Source organism: Amycolatopsis sp. NPDC088138, assembly GCF_044741685.1.
GTDB lineage: Bacteria > Actinomycetota > Actinomycetes > Mycobacteriales > Pseudonocardiaceae > Amycolatopsis.
On the sequence record NZ_JBIUTB010000005.1, the window covers coordinates 612,665 to 627,772 of the forward strand.

The following is a 15,108-nucleotide window of genomic DNA, read 5'->3' on the forward strand; positions in this document are numbered from 1 at the left end:
GTAATGCACGTACTAGATTCCTGGAAACGATGGATGGAGCTTATTCTGCTTCACAGTCGTCGCTTCTTCTGGATAAGGCGGGGTCGTCGCTAGTAGAGGCTCATGCCGCACGGCTTCTGCGTAACGGTCTTTCGGTCACCTGCTTTGCTGCCTTTGAAGGGTTTTTCCGCGAGCGAACCTCGGAGATATCGAATTGGTTGACTTCGCAGGCGATTCCTTTCTCTCAGTATCCTGCAGGGCTTCATTCTGCCGCTCTTCAGCGAGGGACTGACGTGTTGCAAGCGTTAATGCGAAGGGATCCCTCGTCGGGTGAGGTTAAGCGAGCCGTTATTGAACTCGGAGAGTCTTGGAGTCGTATGCAGGGTGGCGCAGGGTGGCGTCTACCGCATGCTGCCCTTCTTTGGCCCGGCAGTAATCTTGGTGCCGGAGAGACGATGCAAATTCTAACGTCTTTCGGTGTTGTGGCGAGTTGGCCAGACTTTGTTGGAGTTGCAGAAGCAGGAGGATTCGCAAATCTGCCGACAAGGAACCTTTTCGACGAGATCGCATCACGAAGGCATCTTAGTGCTCATGAATCTGCCTACGACGCCGACATCTTATTGTTGCGTGCCACTCCAGCAAACTTAAAAGCGTTCGCGTTCTCGCTCGACTGCCTTTTATCGCATGCGGCTCGCGCGATAGCTCGTCGACTTCCGATCTCTAAAGGAAGGAATGCTGTAAATATCACCAGACTTGACGAAATGCAAGGAAAGGGTGGCTGGGACGAATATAAGGGACCCGTGTCGGCAAAGGTTAATCCGGCGGCTACTCATGTCAACTTAGATGACGCGGTCAGCAACTTCATGTCTGCTTCCATTGATCCAACAGATGTCTTGCTGGTTAGGAAATGGAACGGTATTGAACATGAGGTTGTAATGTGGTACACGACAGGTGTTTAAGGAGTGCTGGTTGTGCACTAGCCTGGAATCAACCAGAGCTTGTGGGCTAACGGCGCCGAAGCCGGGACAGCAAGCCCCGCTTGGGTTTCGGCAGGTGACCCGCCTCGATCAGCCAGGTGACGAACGCGTCCGCGTAAGCGTGCGAATGCTCCGTGGCCGACTTCGGGCGACCGGCTGCGAACTCCGCGAACAGCGGCCCGTACCGCTCACCCAAGGCCTCCGCCAGCTCCGGCCGCTGGTAAGCCAGCACCCGGCCGTGCTTCCGGCGCAGGACCTGAGCCTCCACCCGCAGCCGCGACCTGTCGAAGCCCGGCGGGGGCGGGCCGTCCGCCAGCAGCGCGTGCAGCAGCTTTGCCTGGCGCGCCGCCAGCTCCTCGCGGCTCACACCGTCACCGCCGCCCGGAGGGCCGCCAGCTCCGCGGCCAGTTCCGCGTCGCTCGGGTAGTCGTCGTCGCGTTCCAGCAGCACGCCCGGTGGGTCGGTCCGGCGGCGGAGTTCCGAAAGCAGCGAAAGCACTTCCGGCAGCACCGGGTGGGCGTGCGTGTCGTGGTAGACGCCGTCGCGCTCGATGCCGCCCGCCATGTGCACGTACGCCAGCCGCTCCCACGGGATGCCGTCGAGGAACGCCTCCGGGTCGGTGCCGATGTTGCGGGCGTTGGCGTACAGGTTCGCGACGTCGATGATCAGCCGGCAGTCCGTCCGCTCGGTCAGCTCGGTGAGGAACTGTTCTTCCGTCAGCTCCGCGGAAGGCCACTCAAGCACCGCCGCGATGTTCTCCAGCGCGAACGGGACGTCCACAATGGACTGGGCCAGCCGCACGTTCGCGACCAGGACGTCCAGCGCCTCCCGGGTACGGGGGAGCGGCATCAGGTGCCCGGAGTCGAGCCCGCCCGCGCGCACGAAGCAGACGTGGTCGCTGACCAGCGGCGCGTCCAGGGCCCGCGCGACCTCCGCGAGGTGCTGGACGCGCCCGGTGTCGAGCGGCTCGGCCCCGCCGAGCGAAAGCGAAACGGCGTGCGGCAGCACCGGCAGGCCCCGCTCCCGCAACGCCACCAGCGTCTCGGGAAGGTCGTCGTGGTGCAGGTTCTCGGCGACGACCTCGACCCAGTCGACACCCGGCATCCGCGCGATGGACAGGTCGAGCTCGTGCCGCCAGCCGATCCCGATGCCGAGCTCACCCACCGCAGCCACCTCCACCGCACCCGCCGCCGCCACACGAAGAGCCACTGCTGCACGACGAACCGCTGCTGCACGACGAACTCGAGCAGGACGAGCCGCCGCCCGACGACCCGCCGCCGCCGAAACCGGCCGGCGGGGTCAGGGCCGCGCCCAGCTCCTCGTCCGGGTACATCGCCCAGCCGCCCAGCGCGACCGCGGCCACCGCGCCGCCGAGCAGGAAGCCCCCGGCCAGCGCGCCGGCCGGCACCGGCCCGGACGCCGCCGAGCGCGCCTGGCCGAGCAGCCGGTGCCCCGCGGCCGACGGCTGCCGGGCCCCGATCTTGGTCCGCCGGACCGCGGCCACGATCGTCAGGACGGCCGCGATCAGCACCAGCGGCACGAGGATCCCGACCGGACGCCCCAGCGAGATGCCGTTGACCAGCCGCGCCACCCCGAGCACCAGCACGGCCAGCTGCAGGACCAGCCCGAACGTGCGGGCCTGGCGCTTCGCGGCCGTGGAGACCAGCAGGCCCCGGCGGTCGAGACCGTCCTCCAGCGCCCGCATGGCCGCCGAGCCGCGGACCTGCGCGCGGATCGTCGCCGTCGTCTTCAGCTGCGCGACGTCGGCGACGGCCCGCTCCAGCGGCTCGACCGGCCGCGACCCGGCCTGGCTGATCTGCTTGTAGCTGTTGACGCGCAGCTGACCGCGCTCCACCAGGGCCGCGATCGCCGCGTCCACCGCCCGATCCGGGCCACCCGCCAGGAACGCGAGTTCGTAGACGGTCGGCGGCGGGCCCGGCTGGACGTTGTCGGCGCGCGCCGCGCGGCTGCCCACGACGCCGGCCACGATCAGCCGGATCAGCAGGGCCGCACCGAGCAAAGCGATGTAGAGGACCACGAAATCGGGTCCGGAGATGCCCCACGGGTCGTCCATCGCCCGTCTCCCCTCAGTTGGATGCGGTTACCGTAGCTGTGAGACGCAGCAGGTCGCGTCGGCGTTTCAACCGCCGCAACCCCCGCCGCCACCGCCTCCGCAGGAGCTGCTGCTGCCGCCGCCCCCACAGGAGCTGCCGCCTCCGCCGCACGAGCTGCCGCCGTAGAAACCGACGGCCGCGCCGCCCGCCCAGCCCGAGCGGCTCGAGGGGCGGGCGTAGGTCCTGGCGGCGGCCTGCACGGCTCGGCTGAGGGCTGCGCGGATCTCCTTGTCCGGGTAGGCGGCGAGCCCGCCACTCGCGACGGCGCCGGTCGCGCCGGACGTCAGCGTCCCGGCCCGGCGCGCCTCCTCGGCGGCCGCCCGGCCCGCGGCGGTGGCCTTCGCCTCGGGAACGACCTTCGCGGCCCGCACCGTGCCGACGATCACCGCGACGACGTTCAGCAGCAGAAGCACGACCAGGAAGCCGACCGGGTGGCCGGCGCTCGACCCGGCGATCAGCCGGACGAGACCGAGCACGAACAGCACCCAGTACGCCACCGCCGTCGTCACCGAGGTCAGGCGCAGTTTCCGGACGTCGGCTACCAGCCCGCGGCCGGCCAGCCCGTCTTCCAGCGCCGCCACCGCCGGCAGCTGCACCAGCGTGGTGCGCACCATGTCGACGGACGTGCCGGCCTTGCTGATCCGCTCGAGCGCGACCCGGTCGAGGACGTCGGACGAGGTGCCCCGGACGCGGTACAGGCGGCCGTTGCCGTCCATCCGCACCAGGCCGCGCTCCAGCAGCCGGGCGATGACGACCTCGCCGAGGCGAATCCGTTCGCCGGTCAGCACCGCCAGCTCTTCGGTGGTCTGCGGCGAGCCACCCGCGTGGCCGCGCCGCAGGGCGCTGGTGCGCACCACCGCGTGGATCAGGGGTATGAGAAGCAGGCCCAGGTAGAGGCCCGTGAACAGCGGTCCGGGAATGCCCCACGTGTCGGTCATGACTCCGCCCTCCCTCGTCCGTGTGCGGAGACTACGTTCGAGGAAGGGCGGAGGGTTGCCGGCTTAAGGAGGATTTAGGACTGCGGTCTCACTCCTGGGGCACCAGCTTGAGTGAGATCGAGTTGATGCAATAGCGCTGGTCGGTCGGGGTCGCGTACCCCTCGCCTTCGAAGACGTGCCCGAGGTGGCTGTGGCAGGAGCCGCAGAGCACCTCGATGCGCTTCATGCCCATCGCCCGGTCTTCGCGGAGGAGGACGGCGTCGGAGTCCGCCGGGTCGTAGAACGAGGGCCAGCCGCAGTGGCTCTCGAACTTCGTGTCGCTGCGGAACAGCTCGGCACCGCAGGCGCGGCACTCGTACACGCCGGTCGTCTTGGTGTCGGTGTACTCACCGGTGAACGGCCGTTCGGTGCCGGCCTGGCGGAGCACGGCGTACTCCTCCGGGCCCAGCTCCGCCCGCCATTCCTGCTCGGACTTCACTACGCGTGGGGTGGCGCCGACAACGGGTTTCATACCTTTCACCCGATCCACGTTACGCCGCGAGCCACGCGAGGGCGTGCACCACGATGTCCCATGCGGCGACTATCACGCCGAGGACGATGAGCACCACGATCAGGGCCGACACCCAGTAGCGCAGCCCGCCGAGGCGGTTGCTGGAGTCGGCGAAATCGGCGACGCCGTCGAGAGCGGCCTCGATGGTGTAGTTGGGACCGGATCGCTCGATCCGGTCGAGGTGCTCGGCGAACGCGCGCGCCTCCGGGTCAAACGGGTCCAGCCCGACCAGGTCCTCGTGGAAGCGAGGGTTCCCGCCCGGCGGCGAAGCTCCGCTCTCGGCCATAGCACCACGTTAGGCCATCGGGCCCGCTCAGCCCACCAGTGACGCGTTAACTCTCATTACCGGGAGGCCGAGCCGCCGATCCTCGTGTCGGCGTCGATCAGGGTCCGGCCGCCGACGTTGACCAGCCGGTAGCCGGGGCGCCCGCCCGCGACGTTGACGTTCATGACGAGCGAGCCGTCGGACTCGTTGCCACCGGAGTCAGCGTGCGCCTTGCCCACGGCGCCGATGTTCTTCTTGTTGTCGGACCAGTACTGCTGGTAGTCCTGCTGAGTGCCGTAGACCGACTGGGCGGCCGGGGTGAGCTGGTCCCAGTGGCTCGCCGGGTCGCTGAAGTAGTCGATGATCAGCTGACCGGCCGTGCTGAAGTTGGAGACCGGGCCCTCGGTGGGGGTCTTGCCCAGCGCAGCGGAGACGTTCGAGTTGCTGCTCGGGGCACCGGTGCTCTTCGGCGCGGTGCCGGGGGCGCTGCTCGCGGCACCCGGCGACTGCCCGACCTGGTTGCCGCCCGTGCCGCCGCCACCGGAGTTCACCATCACGAGGATGATCACCACGACCACGATCACCGCGGCGCCCGCGCCGGCGAAGATCGCGTACTTGCGCTTGTTGTCCGGCTTGGCCGTGTCCGAGGAGTACTGGGGTGCCCGGGCCGACGGCGCCGACGCCGCGGGCATCGGCCGGGGCGGGGTGTTCGGCGGCGCGGCCGGGGACCGCATCGGCATGAACGCGGCGGTCGGGCGCGGCGGGTTCGACGGTGCCTTGCCCGCCGGCGCCGGGGTGCCGATCGGCGGTGACGACGGCGCCTTCTGGTCGCTCCGCTGCCACGGCGGGCGGTCGCCGCTGTCCGCGGGGGGAGCGGCGGGCTTGCGGCCGCCGCCACCCGAGAGCAACGGCGGTGACGCCGACATGCCGCCGGGCTCGGTCCGGGCCAGCGCGGCCAGCCGCTCGCGGGCCTCGGCCATGGACGGCCGCTCGCCCGGTTCGCTGCGCAGCAGGCTCATCAGCAGCGCGGTGGCCCCGCCCGCCTGCACCGGCGGGTTGATCTGGCCGTTCGCCGCCGCGTAGAGCAGTGCGAGCTGGTTGGTCGTGTTGCCGTAGGGCGTGGTGCCCTCGATGGCCTGGTAGAGCGTCGCGCCGAGGGCGAATACGTCGGAGCTGGGCACCGGGTCCGCGCCGCGCGCCAGCTCGGGTGCCAGGTACGCGGGCGTGCCGCCGATCAGGCCGGTCGCCGTCAGCGTCATGTCGCCGGCCGCGCGCGAGATGCCGAAGTCGGTGATCTTCGCGGTGCCGGTCTCGTCGATGAGGATGTTGCCCGGCTTGACGTCGCGGTGGACGATCCCGGCGCGGTGCGCGGCGACCAGTGCGGAGGCCACCTGCTCGCCGATCCGGGCGATCCGGCCGAGGGGCAGCGTGCCCTCCTCGGAGAGGATCGTGGAGAGACTGGGCCCGTTGAGGTACTCCATCACCAGGCACGGGTCGCCGTTGTGCTCGGCGATGTCGAACACCACGATGGCGTTCGGGTGCTGGAACCGGGCGGCGTTCTTCGCCTCGCGCATCGCGCGCTGGCGCATGTTGTCGCGCTCGGTCTCGGAGACGCCCGGCTGGGGCAGGATCTGCTTGATCGCCACGGTGCGCTCGAGGCGCACGTCGGTCGCGCGCCACACGACTCCCATGGCACCGCTTCCGATGTGCTCGACGAGGCGGTAGTGCCCCGCGATCAGCTGACCGGTGTCGATGGCGACTGCTCCTGACGAAATTCCCGGTGATGGTGGCCCTGCTCAGCGCGTTTCCGGTTCGCGCACCCGATCGAGTGTAGCGGTCGGCCGTGTGCTGTTCGCGTCAGCCAGCCGGACCGGCGGGCTCCGGTTCGGGTACCGGTGCCGCCGGCGCCCGCTTCCGGAACACCCTGACCAGCCCGATCGCGCCGACCAGCGCGAAGACGCCATAACAGGCGAGCAACGCGGGCGGCGTGTCGCCGGTCAAGGCGTCCCCGAGCACGACCACCGCGACGGTGCCGGGCACGCTGCCCAGCAGCGTACCCGCCAGATACGGGGTCAGCCGTACGGATGACACCCCACAGAGGTAACTGAAGGGCGCGAAAGGTACTACGGGTATGAGCCGCAGCGACGTGATGGCCAGAACGCCCCCATCGGAGAGCCGGTCGTTGACCGCCCGCACCGACGAGCGGTGCAGGTGCCGCGTGACGAGGTCCCGCCCCAGCAGCCGGGCCAGCCCGAACGACAGCCCGGCCGCGATGGTGGTGGCGACCAGCCCGATCGCGATCCCGGCCGTGGTGCCCACCAGCAGCCCGGCCGCCAGGTTGAACACGGTGCGCGGGATCGGCACCACGGTGAGCAGCGAGTAGGCGACGAGCAGCACAACCGGGGTGGCGGGTCCGGTGGCCGCGGCCCAGGCGCGGAGATCGGCAGGTCCGGGGATCGGCACCAGCACCGCGGCCGCCGCGAACAGGGCGAGCACGGCGAGCGCGACGATCAGTTTGGTGCGGCCGGACACTCGGTCAACGGTACCGGCCGGGGCGGAGGGGGTTCGCGGCGCGTGCCGGGTGCGGTTCGGGTGCCGGAGGTGGCTCGGGTGCGCGGTTCGGCCGTTGCCTCGCGTGGTTGCCCGGGTCTTGGCGGTGACGTGCTGAGGTTGGGCCGGGCTGCGGCGATGCGCCGGAGGTAGGTCGGCTGGCAGCGCCTCGGGCCTGCCTCGCGGTCGCCGCGACTGAGCCCGGCTGTTGCCGTTCGCTGGATGGCTGTGTCTCGGTCCCGCGCTTGCTGGAGCCTGCCGGCGTGCGCGGCGGCTTGGCGGGCTGTGGCCATTCGCCGGAGGCGAGTGGGCCGGCTGTGCCTCGGATCCACTTCGAGTGGTCGCCGCGCGGGTCACGTGGCTTGGTCCGGCTGTGGCCATTCCGCGGAGGCGGGTCGGCTGACTGCCCAGGGGGCAGCTTTGCGCGGTTGCCGCGCGGTTCGGCCTGGTGGTGGTCATTCGCCGGATGCCTCTGCCTCGGCCCGGTGTTTCGCGGGATCGGCGCGGCCTGGCTGTGGCCATGCGCAGGGGGCGAGGCGGCTGACTGCTCCTCGGGCCGTCCTCGCCCGGCTTGGTCCGGCTGTCGCTGTTCGCCGGACGCGAGTCGGCTATTGCGCCCCAGAACCGCCTCGCGCGGTTCGCCGTGGCTTGGCCCGGCTGTCGCTGTTCGCCGGATGGTTCCGCCTCGGCCCGGCGCTTTGCGTGCTTGCCGGAATCTCGGCGGTGTGTGCCGCGGCTTGGTCCGGCTGTAGTCGTTCGCCGGATGCCTCGGTCCGGCGCCTCGCGCGACCGCCGGGGACTTGGTGGTGCGCGCCGCGCCTTGGCCGCGGGCGTCGATCCGCCGGAGAAGGTGCCGGGGTGGTTTCGCCCGCGGCGCGGTGTGCCCGTCGCGGATGGCCGCGTCACCCGCCGAACCCGCGGCCCCGGCCCCGCGATTCGCCGCGCCGGGGCATTTTCGCGGGGGCCGGGCGGCGCGATCACCGCTAGCGTGGCCGCATGCCCAAGCACGGTGACCCGGTGACCTACGAGGTGGGCGGGCGCAGCGTCCGCGTCTCCAGCCCGGACAAGGTGTACTTCCCGCAGCGTGGCATCACCAAGCGCCAGGTCGTCGAGTACTACCTGGCCGTCGGGGAGCCGCTGCTGCGCGCGATCGGCGAACGGCCGACCACCCTCAAGCGTTACGTCGACGGCGTCGAGGGGGAGTGGTTCTACGCCAAGCGCCTGCCGAAGGGCGCGCCGGAGTGGGTGGAGACCGCCGAGATCACCTTCCCGTCGGGGCGCAAGGCCGCCGAGGTGTGCCCGACCGAGGTCGGCGTCTTCGCGTGGGCGGCCAACCTCGGCACGTTCGACTTCCACCCGTGGCCGGTGCGCCGCCCGGACGTCGATCACCCGGACGAGCTGCGGATCGACGTCGACCCGCCGGACCGGGCCGGGTTCGCCGATGCCGTCGAGGTCGCTCAGGTCGTGCGCGAGGTGCTGGAGGCCGCCGGGCTGACCGGTTTCCCGAAGACCTCCGGTGGGCGGGGCGTGCACGTGCTGGCCCGGATCCGGCCGGAGTGGGACTTCGTCCAGGTGCGGCACGCCGTGATCGCGCTCGGCCGCGAGGTCGAGCGCCGGATCCCGGACAAGGCGACGATCGCCTGGTGGAAGGAGGAACGCGGCGGCCGCGTGTTCCTCGACTACAACCAGGCGGCCCGCGACCGCACGGTCGCCTCCAGCTGGTCGGTCCGCGGCACCCCGCGCGCGACCGTCTCCACGCCCCTGACCTGGGACCTCCTGTCCGAGGTCGACGCGGACGACTTCGACGTCCTGACCGTCCCGGACTTCCTCGCCGAGCACGGCGACCTGCACGCCCGCATGGACGACAAGGCGTTCGGCCTGGAGACGGCGCTGGAGTGGTACGACCGCGACGAGCGTGACCACGGCCTCGGCGACATGCCCTACCCGCCGGACTACCCGAAGATGCCGGGGGAGCCGAAGCGGGTCCAGCCGAGCAAGGCGCGCCCGGAGCCGGAGGCCTGACTCGGGCAGTGGGCCAGACCACTGGGGTGCCGTGGATCACCCGTGACCGGGAAAAGTCGTCAAAGCCTTTATCTTTCCCGGCCCGCGGAAAACGCGGAGTGATCATCCAAGCGCGTGCTGTCGCCTTTCGGGTCACAAATGTTGCACAGCCGAGTTCGGCGTCACGATCATGGTCGCCGACGGCGTAACGTGCGGTCCCGAATCGACGACTCCCCGGGACAATGCCGGGGGCGGGTTCGACGAGTGGGAGGCCCTTCGTGGACGACCTGATCGCATTCCTCGCCGCGCGCGTGGGTGCGCGGCAGGCGCTGATCATGCAGGCCGTCAACAAGGCCAAGGCCGGCGAGTCGATGAACCGCGGGGAGACGAAGGTCGCCGTGGAGCAGCGGATCCGCGGGCTGATCGACCTCGAGCTCGACGTGGTCAACCAGATGATCAACGAAATCGAGGCGACGCGGCGGATCCTGCTCGCCCACCGCACCACCGTGTCCGAGAAGGTCCCCGGGTTTCCGCTCTACGGCAGCGAATACTGGTGTGAGACCTGCCACGTGCCCGCCGACGAGGCCGGCTCGAACTGGTGCCTCACGCTGCGCCTGCTGGCGCTGCCCTACGCCGACCATTCGGACTACAGCGAGCGCTGGCGCCCCTGACGGGAATCCCGTCGCACGCCGGGCGTTGCACCCGGGGTGAAGGTCTCCGTGCTCGACCGTTCGCCCGTGCGGCGCGGCAGCACCCCGGCGCGGGCGCTGCGGGACACCGTCGCGTTCGCCGGCGCCGTCGAAGCGCTGGGCTACCACCGGTTCTGGGTCTCCGAGCACCACGGCGTGCCGGGCGTCGCCGGGTCCGCGCCGACCGTGCTGGCCGCGGCCGTCGCCGGGGCGACGTCACGCATCCGCGTCGGCACCGGCGGCGTGATGCTGCCGAACCACCGGCCGCTGGTCGTCGCCGAGCAGTTCGGCGTGCTGGAAGCGCTGCACCCGGGCCGGATCGACATGGGGCTGGGCCGCTCGGTCGGCTTCACCGGCGGCGTCCGCGAGGCGCTCGGCCAGGGCAAGGAAGCCGCCGACGACTTCGGCGCGCAGGTGCGGGAGCTGCTCGGGTTCTTCACCGGTGACCACGGTTATCCCGGCGTCCACGCGTACCCGGCCGAAGGCCTGCGCGTGCCGCCGTTCCTGCTGGCCACCGGCTCCGGCGCGGACCTCGCCGCCGAGCTCGGGCTGCCGCTGGTGATCGCACCGGTGCGTGGCGAGCAGGCGCTCAAGGAGGCCGTGACGCGCTACCGCGACGGGTTCCGGCCGTCCGAGTGGGCGGAGGAGCCGTACGTCGTGGTCTCGACGGCCATCGCCGTCGCGGAGTCGGCGGCGCAGGCCCGGCGGCTGCTCGTCTCGGAGGCCTGGGCGACGGTCTATTCGCGCTCCCACGGTGTCTTCCCGCCGCTGTCCCCGCCCGCCGAGGTCCTGGCGCTGCCGATGACCGAGCGCGAGCGCCGGCGCCTCGAGGAGACCCTGGGCGGCCAGATCTCCGGCACGCCGGCCGAAGTCGGGGAGCGGCTCGGCGCACTGGTCGAGACCACCGGCGCCGACGAGGTCCTCGCGACGACCGCGGCCTACGACCAGTCCGCGCGCCTGGATTCGTTCGCCGCCCTCGCCGAGTTGGCGGATCTCCGCATTCCCGCCTGAATTTCGTGATCTGCCGACTAATTCGCCGGATATCACGTCGGTGAATCAATATCCGGGTGCCGATACAACGCGTCGGACTATTACCCGAGCACGAGCGGCAACCGGGCCGCGAGGTCACCCAGCGCCGCTGTCTCCGCTTCGGTCGGCGCGCGGCGGCCGGTGCCGACCAGCAGGGCGCCGGTGTCGGTGAACGACGCGGGGAACGCCGCTCCGGCGATCTTCTCCAGCATCCCGCGCGCCTGGGCGAGGCCCGGAGGCCGAGCCTCGCCGGGCAGGTCCAGGTGGTGCAGCGTCCACTCCAGGACGTAGGCGGACAGGTAGTCGCCCGCGGTGAGGACCATGTCCTGGGTGCCGACCCGGACTCCCGGGTCCGCGAGGTCGGCGGCGCGGCCCGCCGCCGAGCCGACGTCGTCGAGGTGGAACTTCAGCAGCGCCGGATCCTCGTACGCGGCGGCGAGCCGGACGATCAGCGCGTCCAGGGGGTCGTCACCGGCCGGCGGGGTCTGCGCGACCTTCCAGTAGGTGATCGCGTCGGCGGTGGGCTCCGCCTCGGACGGCGTGACGAGGGTGATCAGCACGTCCTGCGCGTCGATGACCAGGTGGCACACCAGGTCCCGGACCAGCCAGCCCCGGCAGCCCGACGGTTTCGCGAAGTCCTCGTCCGGCAGGGCGGCGACCGCCGCGAGCAACGCCGTCCACGAACGCGAGAAGAGATCCACGACGGCCAAGGTAGCGATTCAGAGCCGCAACTGCAGCTGAGTAAGGATGCGCTGGGCCGGGTCGCCGAAGTCCACTTCGGACACTTCGGCGGCGCGCCGGACGCGGTAGCGCACGGTGTTGGGGTGGATGTTCAGCGCCGACGCGGCCACGCGGACGTCACCGAACGCGTCGAGCCAGGCCAGCACCGCGGGCACGAGGATGCCGCCGTGCTCGGCGTCGTGCTCCACCAGCGACGTCAGGCGCGGGTCACGGATCCGCGGCTGGTCACCGAGGTAGGCCAGCACCTCCGACAGCAGCACCTCGGCGCGCACGTCGGCCAGCGACGCGACGTCGGAGTCCCAGTGCCCGCGCGCCATCGTGGCCAGGACGCGGTCGGCGTCCCCGCGGGAGGCGACGGCGTCGGACAGCCGGGGCACGACCCCGCCGAGCGCGGCCCGCACCGGCACTTCGAGGTGCCGCCGGGCCGCGCCGACGATCTCCTTCGCCAGCGCCAGGACCGCGGCGTCGGAGTGCTCGGGCAGGTCCGGCAGCAGTGCGTAGACGCGCCCGCCGATCACGCTGACCAGCGCGCTGCGCCGATAGGCGGCGGTGTGCACGGCGATCAGGTGGACGAGCTCGGCCCGCCGCAGCTGGCGGTTCTCCGCGCGGCTCAACGCGAACGCCAGCACCTGCGCCGGCCGTGACGGGTCGGCGCCGATGTCGTCGGCGACCGATTCGGCGTCCAGCTTGCCCTCCAGCAGGCTCGCGAGGAGGTCCTCGCGCAGCCGCAGTTCGGGGCTGGGCAGGGTGCGGGCGCGGATCAGCTGCGGGGCGAGCGCGCGGCTCGCGCCGAGCAGCGCCAGTTCGGCCTGCTCGGTGAGCGGCTGGGCGCCCTCCTGGACCCAGATCGTGCCGAGCGGCTGGGCGCCGGCGTGGATGCCCGCCGCGATGCGCCGCCGGATGCCCAGCTCGGGGCGCTCGTCGATCCGCACGATCCCTTCACCGGCGCGAAGCCGCTGGTAGACGCCCCATTCGCGGAGCAGCGCGAGGTAGCGTTCCGGGCCTTCGCGGCCGAGGATCGACAGCCGCCGCAGCTCGTCCACCTCGTCGCCGGCGCGGGAGTAGGCGAGCACGCGGCTGGCCGTGTCCTCGATGCTGACGAGCCCGCCGGTGAGGGTCGCAATCGTCTGCGCCAGCGCGAACAGGTCGCCGAGCACCTCGCCGCTCGCCGCCTCGCCGCCCGCGCGGGCGGCTTCGACGACCCCACGGGCGAGTGACTCGACTTGCTCCCAGCGGGCTTCGACGCCGACGGTGAGCAGGGCGACGCCGGCATCCGCGGCGACCTCGGCACCGCCGCTGCCCTTGACCGCCACGGCCGCCGCACCGCCGCGCCCGGCCGCGCGGATCGCGGGCGCCGCGGCACGCCCGCGCGCGCCGATCACCAGGACCAGGTCGCCTTCCCCGGCTTCGAGGGGGTCTTCGGGGTCGAGGATGACGACGTCCGAGACCGGCACGCCGAGGCCGTGCGGGGCCACGACGACCTCGACCAGCGGTTCGCCGAGGGTGGCGAGCACGTGCCGCAGCGACGTTGGCCGTTCGGACAAGCTCATAGAGGTGATTTTAGCGGTTCGGACAAACCCAGAACACGTGTCCGGGGTTACCGTTCGGGGCATCAGGACTTAGAGCAGCGCTGCAGAGGAGCCGCCGTGGACGCCGTGACCCAGACCCCCGCCCCGAAGAACGAGACGGTGCTGACGTACGCGCCGGGCAGCGCCGAGCGCGCGGAACTCGAGGGTGCGCTCAAGCGGCTGGGCCAGGCGGAACCCGTCGACCTCACGGTCACCGTCGGGGGCGAGCAGCGCCTCGGCGGCGGCGAGAAGATCGACGTCGTCCAGCCGCACAACCACCGTCACGTGCTGGGCACCATCCACAGCGCCACCCAGCAGGACACGACCGACGCCATCGCCGCGGCCGCGAAGGTCGCGCCGGAGTGGCGCGGGCTGTCCTACGACGACCGCGCCGCGATCCTGCTGCGCGCGGCCGACCTGCTGACCGGCCCGTGGCGCGCCAAGCTCAACGCCGCCACCATGCTCGGCCAGTCCAAGACCGCGACCCAGGCCGAGATCGACGCCGCCTGCGAGCTCGCCGACTTCTGGCGCTTCAACGTCGAGTTCGGCCGCCGCGTGCTGACCGAGCAGCCGATCAGCTCGCCGGGTGTGTGGAACCGGCTGGAGCACCGGCCGCTGGAAGGCTTCGTCTACGCGATCACGCCGTTCAACTTCACCGCGATCGCCGGCAACCTGCCGACCGCGCCCGCGCTGATGGGCAACACCGTGCTGTGGAAGCCGTCGCCGACGCAGTCGTTCGCCGCGCACCTGACCATGCGGCTGCTCGAAGAGGCCGGCATGCCGCCGGGTGTCATCAACCTGCTGCCGGGTGACGGCAAGGCCGTCTCCGAGGTCGCCCTGACCCACCGCGACCTGGCCGGCGTCCACTTCACCGGCTCGACCGCGACGTTCCAGCACCTGTGGGGCACGATCGGCGCCAACATCGCGGGCTACCGCGGCTACCCGCGCCTGGTCGGCGAGACCGGCGGCAAGGACTTCGTGCTCGCGCACCCGTCCGCCGACGTCGACGTCCTGCGCACCGCGCTCGTCCGCGGCGCTTTCGAGTACCAGGGCCAGAAGTGCTCGGCGGCCTCGCGGGCCTACATCCCGCGCAGCGTCTGGAACCAGGTGAAGGACGGTCTCGTCGCCGAGACCGAAGCGCTGTCCTACGGCGACGTAACCAACCTCTCGCACTTCGGCGGCGCGGTGATCGACCGGCGCGCGTTCACCAAGCACGCGGAGCTGTTCGACCGCGTCAAGGGTGACGCTTCGGTGGAGATCCTCACCGGCGGCACCGCCGACGACACCGACGGCTTCTTCGTCCAGCCGACGATCCTCGTCTCGGACAACCCGAAGCACGAGATCTTCTCGACCGAGTACTTCGGCCCGATCCTGTCGGTGCACGTCTACGAGGACGGCGACTTCGACGCCGTGCTCAAGCTGGTGGACGAGACGGCGTCCTACGCGCTGACCGGCGCGATCATCGCCAACGACCGCACGGCCGTCGCGAAGGCGTCCGAGGCGCTGCGGTTCGCCGCCGGCAACTTCTACGTCAACGACAAGCCGACCGGTGCCGTCGTCGGCCAGCAGCCCTTCGGCGGCGCGCGGGCCTCGGGCACCAACGACAAGGCCGGCTCGATCTTCAACCTGCAGCGCTGGACGAGCCCCCGCTCCATCAAGGAGACGTTCGTCCCGCCGACTTCCGTGCGCTACCCGCACCAGGGCTGA

Annotated in this window: 15 protein-coding genes; 5 read left to right on the forward strand and 10 right to left on the reverse strand. The window is 71.1% G+C overall.

Translation table 11 applies throughout. The features are described from left to right. Positions 1 to 29: 29 nt before the first annotated feature. Complete coding sequence (locus ACIOD2_RS29355) at positions 30 to 938, forward strand: hypothetical protein (RefSeq protein ID WP_400544851.1); 909 nt, start codon at positions 30 to 32, stop codon at positions 936 to 938. A 46-nt stretch (positions 939 to 984) separates the two neighbouring features. Here ACIOD2_RS29355 and ACIOD2_RS29360 read toward each other — a convergent pair whose 3' ends face one another. The 8 genes from ACIOD2_RS29360 to ACIOD2_RS29395 all read right to left on the reverse strand — a co-directional run bounded on the left by ACIOD2_RS29360 (position 985) and on the right by ACIOD2_RS29395 (position 7,355). Continuing rightward, the gene (locus ACIOD2_RS29360) at positions 985 to 1,323 is read right to left on the reverse strand and encodes a hypothetical protein (RefSeq protein WP_400544854.1); all 339 of its coding nucleotides are present in this window, start codon (positions 1,321 to 1,323) and stop codon (positions 985 to 987) included. Next, entirely contained in the window at positions 1,320 to 2,120 is an 801-nt protein-coding gene (locus ACIOD2_RS29365) for a DUF692 domain-containing protein (RefSeq protein WP_400544857.1), read from the reverse strand. Before ACIOD2_RS29365 ends, ACIOD2_RS29360 begins: the two co-directional genes overlap by 4 nt. Further along, positions 2,113 to 3,030, reverse strand: a complete 918-nt coding sequence (locus ACIOD2_RS29370; protein WP_400544860.1) for a TIGR04222 domain-containing membrane protein — start codon at positions 3,028 to 3,030, stop codon at positions 2,113 to 2,115. Before ACIOD2_RS29370 ends, ACIOD2_RS29365 begins: the two co-directional genes overlap by 8 nt. Positions 3,031 to 3,096: 66 nt before the next feature. Further along, positions 3,097 to 4,008, reverse strand: a complete 912-nt coding sequence (locus ACIOD2_RS29375) for a TIGR04222 domain-containing membrane protein (RefSeq protein WP_400544863.1) — start codon at positions 4,006 to 4,008, stop codon at positions 3,097 to 3,099. An 88-nt stretch (positions 4,009 to 4,096) separates the two neighbouring features. Then, positions 4,097 to 4,519: a peptide-methionine (R)-S-oxide reductase MsrB gene (gene msrB / locus ACIOD2_RS29380; RefSeq protein ID WP_400544866.1), complete on the reverse strand. Its 423-nt coding sequence runs from the start codon at positions 4,517 to 4,519 to the stop codon at positions 4,097 to 4,099. A 19-nt stretch (positions 4,520 to 4,538) separates the two neighbouring features. After that, a complete protein-coding gene (locus ACIOD2_RS29385) occupies positions 4,539 to 4,844 on the reverse strand; it encodes a hypothetical protein (RefSeq protein ID WP_328458657.1) in 306 nt (101 codons plus the stop codon). A 56-nt stretch (positions 4,845 to 4,900) separates the two neighbouring features. Beyond that, complete coding sequence (locus ACIOD2_RS29390; protein ID WP_400546166.1) at positions 4,901 to 6,562, reverse strand: protein kinase; 1,662 nt, start codon at positions 6,560 to 6,562, stop codon at positions 4,901 to 4,903. A 118-nt stretch (positions 6,563 to 6,680) separates the two neighbouring features. Then, positions 6,681 to 7,355 (reverse strand): TVP38/TMEM64 family protein, encoded by a 675-nt coding sequence (locus ACIOD2_RS29395; RefSeq protein ID WP_400544869.1) that lies wholly within the window; start codon positions 7,353 to 7,355, stop codon positions 6,681 to 6,683. 1,014 nt (positions 7,356 to 8,369) lie between these two features. On the opposite strand from ACIOD2_RS29395, the gene ligD reads away from it, so the two are divergent. The 3 genes from ligD to ACIOD2_RS29410 all read left to right on the forward strand — a co-directional run bounded on the left by ligD (position 8,370) and on the right by ACIOD2_RS29410 (position 11,074). Beyond that, positions 8,370 to 9,395: a non-homologous end-joining DNA ligase gene (ligD, locus tag ACIOD2_RS29400; protein ID WP_400544872.1), complete on the forward strand. Its 1,026-nt coding sequence runs from the start codon at positions 8,370 to 8,372 to the stop codon at positions 9,393 to 9,395. Between the two features lie 257 nt (positions 9,396 to 9,652). Beyond that, positions 9,653 to 10,045, forward strand: coding sequence for a DUF6221 family protein (locus tag ACIOD2_RS29405; protein ID WP_323335143.1), 393 nt, complete (start codon positions 9,653 to 9,655; stop codon positions 10,043 to 10,045). A gap of 48 nt (positions 10,046 to 10,093) precedes the next feature. Further along, positions 10,094 to 11,074 (forward strand): LLM class flavin-dependent oxidoreductase, encoded by a 981-nt coding sequence (locus ACIOD2_RS29410; RefSeq protein WP_400544875.1) that lies wholly within the window; start codon positions 10,094 to 10,096, stop codon positions 11,072 to 11,074. An 80-nt stretch (positions 11,075 to 11,154) separates the two neighbouring features. Here ACIOD2_RS29410 and ACIOD2_RS29415 read toward each other — a convergent pair whose 3' ends face one another. Together ACIOD2_RS29415 and ACIOD2_RS29420 are read right to left on the reverse strand one after the other, a co-directional pair. Beyond that, the gene (locus ACIOD2_RS29415) at positions 11,155 to 11,793 is read right to left on the reverse strand and encodes a maleylpyruvate isomerase N-terminal domain-containing protein (RefSeq protein WP_400544878.1); all 639 of its coding nucleotides are present in this window, start codon (positions 11,791 to 11,793) and stop codon (positions 11,155 to 11,157) included. 18 nt (positions 11,794 to 11,811) lie between these two features. Continuing rightward, a complete protein-coding gene (locus ACIOD2_RS29420) occupies positions 11,812 to 13,383 on the reverse strand; it encodes a PucR family transcriptional regulator (protein ID WP_400544881.1) in 1,572 nt (523 codons plus the stop codon). Positions 13,384 to 13,479: 96 nt separating this feature from the next. On the opposite strand from ACIOD2_RS29420, the gene pruA reads away from it, so the two are divergent. Next, a complete protein-coding gene (gene pruA / locus ACIOD2_RS29425; RefSeq protein ID WP_400544884.1) occupies positions 13,480 to 15,108 on the forward strand; it encodes an L-glutamate gamma-semialdehyde dehydrogenase in 1,629 nt (542 codons plus the stop codon).